Origin of the sequence: Sphingorhabdus sp., assembly GCF_044354325.1 — a bacterium.
In the GTDB taxonomy this organism is placed as follows: domain Bacteria; phylum Pseudomonadota; class Alphaproteobacteria; order Sphingomonadales; family Sphingomonadaceae; genus Sphingorhabdus_B.
In genome coordinates this window covers 1-7,404 of sequence record NZ_JBILAF010000103.1, presented here as the reverse complement: position 1 = coordinate 7,404, position 7,404 = coordinate 1, and the positions used below count along the sequence as shown (strand labels likewise).

At 57.2% G+C, this 7,404-nt stretch carries 7 protein-coding genes; 6 read left to right on the top strand and 1 reads right to left on the bottom strand.

The annotated features are described in order from the left end of the window. The first annotated feature begins 15 nt into the window (after positions 1-15). The 6 genes from ACIQ0G_RS09055 to fdhD are packed head-to-tail and all read left to right on the top strand — an operon-like array spanning position 16 to position 6,269. A complete protein-coding gene (locus ACIQ0G_RS09055) occupies positions 16-426 on the top strand; it encodes an NAD(P)H-dependent oxidoreductase subunit E (protein WP_397577627.1) in 411 nt (136 codons plus the stop codon). After that, the gene (locus tag ACIQ0G_RS09050) at positions 423-1,865 is read left to right on the top strand and encodes an NADH-ubiquinone oxidoreductase-F iron-sulfur binding region domain-containing protein (protein ID WP_397577626.1); all 1,443 of its coding nucleotides are present in this window, start codon (positions 423-425) and stop codon (positions 1,863-1,865) included. Before ACIQ0G_RS09055 ends, ACIQ0G_RS09050 begins: the two co-directional genes overlap by 4 nt. Then, positions 1,862-2,407 (top strand): molybdenum cofactor guanylyltransferase, encoded by a 546-nt coding sequence (locus ACIQ0G_RS09045; RefSeq protein WP_397577625.1) that lies wholly within the window; start codon positions 1,862-1,864, stop codon positions 2,405-2,407. The genes ACIQ0G_RS09050 and ACIQ0G_RS09045 overlap by 4 nt, the downstream gene beginning before the upstream one ends. Positions 2,408-2,411: 4 nt before the next feature. After that, positions 2,412-5,270, top strand: a complete 2,859-nt coding sequence (gene fdhF, locus ACIQ0G_RS09040; RefSeq protein WP_397577624.1) for a formate dehydrogenase subunit alpha — start codon at positions 2,412-2,414, stop codon at positions 5,268-5,270. Next, complete coding sequence (locus ACIQ0G_RS09035; RefSeq protein ID WP_395636234.1) at positions 5,267-5,479, top strand: formate dehydrogenase subunit delta; 213 nt, start codon at positions 5,267-5,269, stop codon at positions 5,477-5,479. The genes fdhF and ACIQ0G_RS09035 overlap by 4 nt, the downstream gene beginning before the upstream one ends. Next, positions 5,469-6,269: a formate dehydrogenase accessory sulfurtransferase FdhD gene (gene fdhD, locus ACIQ0G_RS09030; protein ID WP_397577623.1), complete on the top strand. Its 801-nt coding sequence runs from the start codon at positions 5,469-5,471 to the stop codon at positions 6,267-6,269. Before ACIQ0G_RS09035 ends, fdhD begins: the two co-directional genes overlap by 11 nt. On the opposite strand, the gene ACIQ0G_RS09025 is transcribed toward fdhD, so the two are convergent. After that, positions 6,217-7,131, bottom strand: a complete 915-nt coding sequence (locus tag ACIQ0G_RS09025) for a LysR substrate-binding domain-containing protein (protein ID WP_397577622.1) — start codon at positions 7,129-7,131, stop codon at positions 6,217-6,219. The genes fdhD and ACIQ0G_RS09025 overlap by 53 nt on opposite strands. Positions 7,132-7,404: the final 273 nt, after the last annotated feature.

Genomic DNA, 7,404 nt, shown 5'->3' with positions numbered 1-7,404 from the left:
GTCGTGGTGTTCTAAATGACCTCAATCGCTGACATCGTCGCCGAACATGCGCACCGGGAAGGGCCGCTGCTGCCTATCCTGCATGACGTACAAAAAGCGTTTGGCCATGTCAGCGAAGATGCCATGCGCGACATTGCACAGGCGCTGAACCTCACCCGGGCGGAAGTGTACGGCGTCGTGAGCTTCTACCATGATTTCCGCAAAGAAGCCGAAGCGCGGCCCATATTGAAATTGTGCCGCGCCGAGGCGTGCAAGGCGCGCGGTGTGGACGCGTTGGTGCCGATTGCCGAAAACCAAAGCCGCGTAAAAGTAGAACCGGTCTATTGCCTTGGCCTATGCTCGGTTGGTCCAGCTGCATTGGTTGGCGACCAAGTCATCGCCCGATTGGACGCCACGCGCCTTCGTTCATTATTGGAGGCCATGTGACCGTCCGGATATCCAATGACGCTGTTGCGCTCGCCTGTGGCGCGGATGCCGTTGCGGCTGCTTTTGCCGCGGCGGGCGTCGAGGTTGAACGCGTGTCCAGCTGGGGCATGCACTGGATGGAACCGTTGGTTGACATTGACGGCGTGGGCTATGGTCAAGTCTCGGCCGATCAAGTTCCTTCGATCTTAAGCGGTGACGCTCAATCCATCGGACGGATTGAGGATCACCCCTTCATCGCCCAGCAGAACCGGTTGACGTTTGCGCGGGCGGGCAAGACACGGCCGACATCGCTGGACGATTATTACGCATCGGGTGGCTGGCTGGGTCTTGGCCAAGCACGCGCAATTGGCGCGGAAGCAACCATCGAAACCATAATGACATCGGGCCTTCGCGGCCGCGGCGGCGCGGGTTTTCCGGCTGGCATTAAGTGGCGGACGGTGGCGGACGCGGCGGCCGACCAGAAATATATCGTTTGCAACGCCGATGAAGGCGACAGTGGGACCTTTGCCGACCGGATGGTGATGGAAGGCGACCCGTTCATGCTGATCGAAGGCATGGCGATTGCCGGTTTCGCCGTCGGCGCGAGCAAAGCCTATATCTACATTCGTTCGGAATATCCGCACGCCATTACCAAAATGGAAGCCGCTATCCGGCTGTCTGCGCATTTGGTTGCGCCATTTGTCGTGGAAGTCCGCGTTGGCGCGGGCGCATATATTTGCGGCGAAGAAACCTCGCTGTTGAATAGCCTTGAAGGCAAGCGGGGCGAAGTGCGCGCCAAGCCTCCTCTACCCGCGCTGGAGGGCCTGTTTGGCAAACCCACTATCGTCAACAATGTGCTGACGCTGGCTGCCGTGCCATGGATATTGGCGCATGGCGGTGAAGCTTATGCCGCGTACGGCATGGCCAGGTCAAAGGGGACGATGCCCGTCCAGCTTGCCGGAAATGTCAAACATGGCGGACTTTTCGAAGTCGCGTTCGGTATTACGCTTGGCGAACTGGTCAACGAAATAGGCGGCGGCACAGCAAGCGGTCGCCCGGTGCGCTGCGTTCAAGTCGGTGGGCCATTGGGCGCGTATATTGCGCCTGCGCAGTTTGATCTGCCCTTCGATTATGAGGCGTTCGCCGCGGCGGATGCGCTGATCGGACATGCGGGGATTACCGTTTTTGATGACAGCGTCGACATGGCGCAAATGGCGCGCTTCGCGATGGAATTTTGTGCGATTGAAAGCTGCGGCAAATGCACGCCCTGCCGATTGGGCAGCACACGCGGCGTCGAAACGATCGACCAGATTATCGCAGGCAATAATGTCGACGCCAATCTGGCTTTGCTTGCCGATCTTGCTGAAACCATGAAGTTCGGCTCACTGTGCGCGATGGGTGGATTCACCCCCTATCCCGTTATGAGCGCTATCAAACTGTTCCCCGAGGATTTCCGTTGAGACGGCTGGGCGCGATCATTGCCGGCGGCAAGGCTACGCGCTTTGGGAGCGACAAGGCAGCGGCACCACTGAATGGAACCGCGCTGATCGAACATGTCGCCGATGGCTTGCGCGATCAGGTCGACAAATTGATTGTCTGTGGGCGCGCTTGGCCGGGCATGGATTGGGTCGAAGACCGACCATTCGCTGACATGGGGCCTTTGGGTGGCCTGAATGCCGCGCTGCATTATGCGCAGCAAAATGGGTTTGATGCGGTGGTGACCGCGGGTTGCGATGTCGTGCCCGTGGCGCAATTTCCGACAGATCACCTTTCTGAACGCGCCGTCTATATCGATGGTCATTATCTGTTTGGTGTCTGGCCGGTCGCGCTTGCGCCATTGCTGGACAGACATCTACGTCATCAGGATAATCTATCTATGCGCAACTGGATTGCCGTATCCGGCGCACAAGCAATCACATCCGCAGATGTTTTTCACAACTTGAATACACCCCGGGAGCTGGCACAATATGCTGCTCAACGGTCGAATATGGGTATAAGGTAGACATATGACATACCAGCCGCAAAATGATTTTGGGACCCCGGAAAGCCGTTCGGACGAAACAGTTTCGCTTACGATTGACGGCCGCAATGTGACTGTGCCTGCAGGGACAAGCGTCATGCGCGCGGCTGCGGAACAAGGCACGTCGATCCCCAAATTATGCGCCACCGATAGTGTTAAAAGCTTCGGCTCATGCCGCCTGTGCTTGGTCGAAATCGATGGCCGCAGAGGGACCCCAGCGAGTTGCACGACCCCGGTTGAACCCGGCATGGTTGTGCGCACGCAAACCCCGCATCTGGCAAAATTACGCAAAGGCGTGATGGAGCTTTATATCTCCGACCATCCGCTCGATTGCCTGACATGCGCCGCCAATGGCGATTGCGAATTGCAGGATCAGGCCGGTGCCGTTGGTTTGCGCGATGTCCGTTATGACGTGCAGGCGACGCATCTGGGGCAGGAAAAAGATCACTCCAATCCCTATTTCGATTTTGATCCAAGCAAATGCATCGCCTGTTCGCGCTGCATCCGCGCCTGCGACGAAGTGCAGGGCACCCTCGCCCTGACCATGGAGGGCAGAGGCTGGGACTCAAAGATTTCTGCAGGTCTCGCCAGCGATAATTTCCTCGAGTCTGAATGCGTGTCTTGCGGCGCTTGTGTGCAAGCCTGCCCGACGGCGACGTTGGTTGAAAAGAAAGTGGTCGAAGTCGGCACGCCCGAACGCAGCGTTGTCACGACCTGCGCCTATTGCGGTGTTGGCTGCACCTTCCGCGCCGAAATGCGCGGCGAACAACTGGTCCGGATGGTCCCGTACAAAGACGGCAAGGCCAACCGTGGCCACAGTTGTGTAAAGGGCCGCTTCGCCTGGGGCTATGCGCAGCATCAGGAACGCATATTGAAGCCCATGATCCGCAAGTCGATCAGCGATCCTTGGCGCGAAGTCGAATGGGACGAAGCATTTGCCTACACCGCGTCCGAACTGAAACGGATTAGCGCGAAATATGGCCGCAACGCCCTTGGTGGAATTACGTCAAGCCGTTGCACCAATGAAGAAACCTTCCTTGTGCAAAAACTTATTCGGGCAGGCTTTGGCAATAACAATGTCGATACCTGCGCACGCGTGTGTCATTCGCCGACCGGATACGGCCTCAAAACAACCTTTGGCACCAGCGCGGGGACGCAGGATTTTGATAGCGTTGAAGACACCGACGTCATCCTGATCATCGGGGCCAACCCCACCGACGGACACCCCGTATTTGCCAGCCGGATGAAGCGCCGTTTGCGTGGACAAGATGGTCGCCCGGGCGCTAAGTTAATCGTCATCGACCCGCGCCGTACCGACATTGTCCGTTCGCCGCATATCGAGGCGCAGCACCATCTTCCGCTTCGCCCCGGCACTAACGTTGCCGTGCTGACGGCGATGGCCCATGTCATCGTCACCGAAGGTCTCGCCGATGAGGCATTCATTCGGGAGCGTTGCGACTGGGACGAATATAGCCATTGGGCCGAGTTCGTTTCGCAATCCCGCAATAGCCCCGAAAATCTGCAGCCGGTAACGCTGGTGGACGCCGAAGAGCTTCGCGCAGCCGCGCGGCTTTATGCCACAGGTGGCAATGGAGCGATCTATTACGGCCTTGGTGTGACCGAACATTCGCAAGGCAGCTCGACCGTTATGGCCATTGCAAACTTGGCGATGGCGACCGGCAATATTGGCCGCCGGGGTGTCGGTGTTAACCCGCTTCGTGGCCAGAACAACGTCCAAGGCGCATGCGATATGGGCAGCTTCCCGCATGAGCTTGCCGGATATCGCCACATCAGCGATGGCAATGCGCGGAAATTGTTTGAAGATGACTGGGGCGTAACACTTGATCCAGAACCCGGCCTGCGCATCCCCAACATGCTCGATGCCGCGGTCGATGGCGTATTCAAGGCGCTATATTGTCAGGGCGAAGATATCCTTCAATCCGATCCAAACACAGCCCATGTATCGGCTGGGTTGGCCGCGATGGAATGTGTGATTGTTCACGATCTTTTCCTGAACGAGACCGCCAACTACGCGCATATCTTCCTGCCCGGATCGACCTTCCTTGAAAAAAATGGCACGTTCACCAATGCCGAACGCCGCATTCAGCCGGTACGCAAGGTGATGACGCCGATGAACGGTTTGGAGGACTGGGAAGTCACGCAACGGCTGGCGCAAGCGATGGGGCTGGATTGGAACTATACCCACCCGTCCGAAATCATGGACGAAATCGCGCGGCTTACGCCGACCTTTGCTGGCGTGTCCTTTGCACGGCTCGACGAAGCCGGCTCGCTGCAATGGCCCGTGACCGCAGACGCGCCTGAGGGATCGCCGATCATGCATGTGGACGGCTTCGTCCGTGGCAAGGGCAAATTCGTTGTGACAGATTATGTCCCAACGGATGAGAAAACCGGACCACGCTTTCCGTTGTTGCTGACGACCGGACGTATATTGTCGCAATATAATGTCGGTGCACAAACGCGGCGGACCGAGAATGTCGCTTGGCATCCCGAGGACTTGTTGGAAATTCACCCAGTGGATGCCGAGGATCGCGGCGTTAAATCGGGCGATTGGGTCAAATTGGCAAGCCGCGCGGGAGAAACCACGTTACGCGCCACGGTAACCGATCGCGTTGCCCCCGGCGTCGTCTACACCACGTTCCACCATGCCGTAACGCAGGCGAATGTTGTCACCACCGACTTTAGCGACTGGGCAACCAACTGCCCCGAATATAAGGTTACCGCGGTTCAGATTAGCGCATCGAACGGGCCAACCGAGTGGCAGGAAGAATATGAAGCTTTGTCGACGCGATCTCGCCGGGTCGAAACCGGAATTGCTGCCGAATGAATAGCGTTGAACGCCTCGTCCACATGGCGAACCAGATTGCAACCAATCTGGCGACCGACGCTGCGCCTGTTGCAGCGGTCGCCGATCACATTCAGCAATTCTGGGACCCGCGCATGAAAAAAATGATTTTTGCGCATGGGACCGCGGGCCTGTCTCCGGTTGCTGCAGCCGCCATCAGCTTACTGGCCGACGCGCAAAATGGCGCCTGATCAGGGTTCAAAACCACTCCAATTTTCTGTGCTTAAGCCCGACAGTGGCGCGACCGAAACCATAGAACGCAGCATCATTGTCGAAGCGCCTGTCGCAATCGAATATAATGGCATCGGCTATGCCGTGATGATGGCAACGCCCGTTGATCTTGAGGATTATGCTATTGGCTTTAGCATGTCGGAGGGGTTGATTAGCCGCGCCGACCAAATTTTGGCCGTCGACGCACATAAGGCCGATTTGGGCTGGATATTGCGGATTCAGGTGCCCGCAGAAAACGCCGAAAAAGTCTTTGCCCGCGCCCGTCAGCGGGTTTCGGAAAGCAGCTGCGGGCTGTGTGGCATGGATAATCTGGAAGAGGTCATGCGCCCCTTGCCGCGGGTCACTGCGCAGATTGATGTATCGGACGCTGCCATGTTCACAGCATTATCGGCATTGCGTGCACATCAAACACTCAATGCCCAAACAGGTTCCGCGCACGCAGCGGCATTTTGTGCGCCCGATGGCTCTATCTTGATGACGCGGGAAGATGTGGGTCGCCACAATGCACTCGATAAATTGATTGGAGCGCTTGCGCGCGCGCACATCGACATCTCCGCCGGCTTTATCATTTTGACCGCGCGCTGCAGCCTTGAACTGGCGCAGAAGGCGATCCTTGCCAACTGTCCCATGCTCGTCACGATATCGGCGGCCACGGACCTTGCGATTGACGTGGCGGAAAAATCCGGCCTTCGCCTGATCAGCTTAGCGCGTGCAGACTCGGCGCTTGCCGCAATGCCGCAAACCGGTTGATCAGCCAGCTGCGGAACATCGAAATCGCGGCATCGCCCAAATCATCGGCGTGGAGTTTCAGATAATAGCCATAGCCGTCTTCGATGACGGCATCATATGGCATGACGAGCCGTCCATCCGCGATTTCCCGGGCAAACATATCTATGTCGCCTAAAAATACCCCACTTGCGGCCATGGCATATTGCGCCGCGGCAATTGTCGTGTCGAAGGCGAGACCACCATGCGTGGCCATGGTCAGCCCATTTTGCCGCAGATAGGCCGTCCACAAAAGATCGCGGGGCTCTCCGTCCAGTTTTAGGTGAAGTAGCTCCTGACTTTCCAGAAATTCCTCAAGCGACTTACCCTCACTGGCAATCGCCGTCGCTGGCGCACAGAGCGGCGCGACACGAACCATCCAAAGAAGGTCTGTAATCCGGTCGTCAACATTGGGGCGGTCATAGGCAATGGCCATATCGAAATCGGTGGCTGGCAAACCAGTGACATGCGCGCTCGAAACATCGAGCCGGATGTCCGGATGTTCAGCGCGAAAATCGCGCAGCATCGGCAGGAACAGCTGCTGTAACAAGGATGGCGGCACATGGAGCCGAAGCGAACGGCTCGTCACTTCATCATTGCGGATCGAGTTCATCGTTTGCTCAAGCCGGTCGAGGCATTTGCTCACGACGGGCAACAGCTCTTCACCTGCGGGTGTTAGCAATAGGCGCGATGCATCACGGACGAAGAGTTGCTTACCCAACAATTCCTCAAGCCCGCCGACATGCCGGCTCATGGCACTTTGCGACACAGAAAGCGCCGATGCGCCGCCTGTGAAGCTCAAATTCTGGCCCACCGCTTCAAAGGCGCGCAAGGCATTCAACGGCAACCAACGACGGTTAATATTGCTGCGGTTGGAAATGGAATCGACCTTTCAAAAGCATATTGGTTTCCAATGACGTCACTGCCCTACATTTTGAGATAGGGCTATGCGAAAATGCGATTTTATTAGACCGGTCAAGTGGCCCATTCTCCAATCTGGGGAAAACTAACCAAAGGCATAAAAATGGACTTAGGGCGGATTGACGCGCTGTTCCAGCAGCGTCGCGAAGGACACACCTTACCGCAGGGTCTTTACACCGATCCTGATAGCTTCGATTTC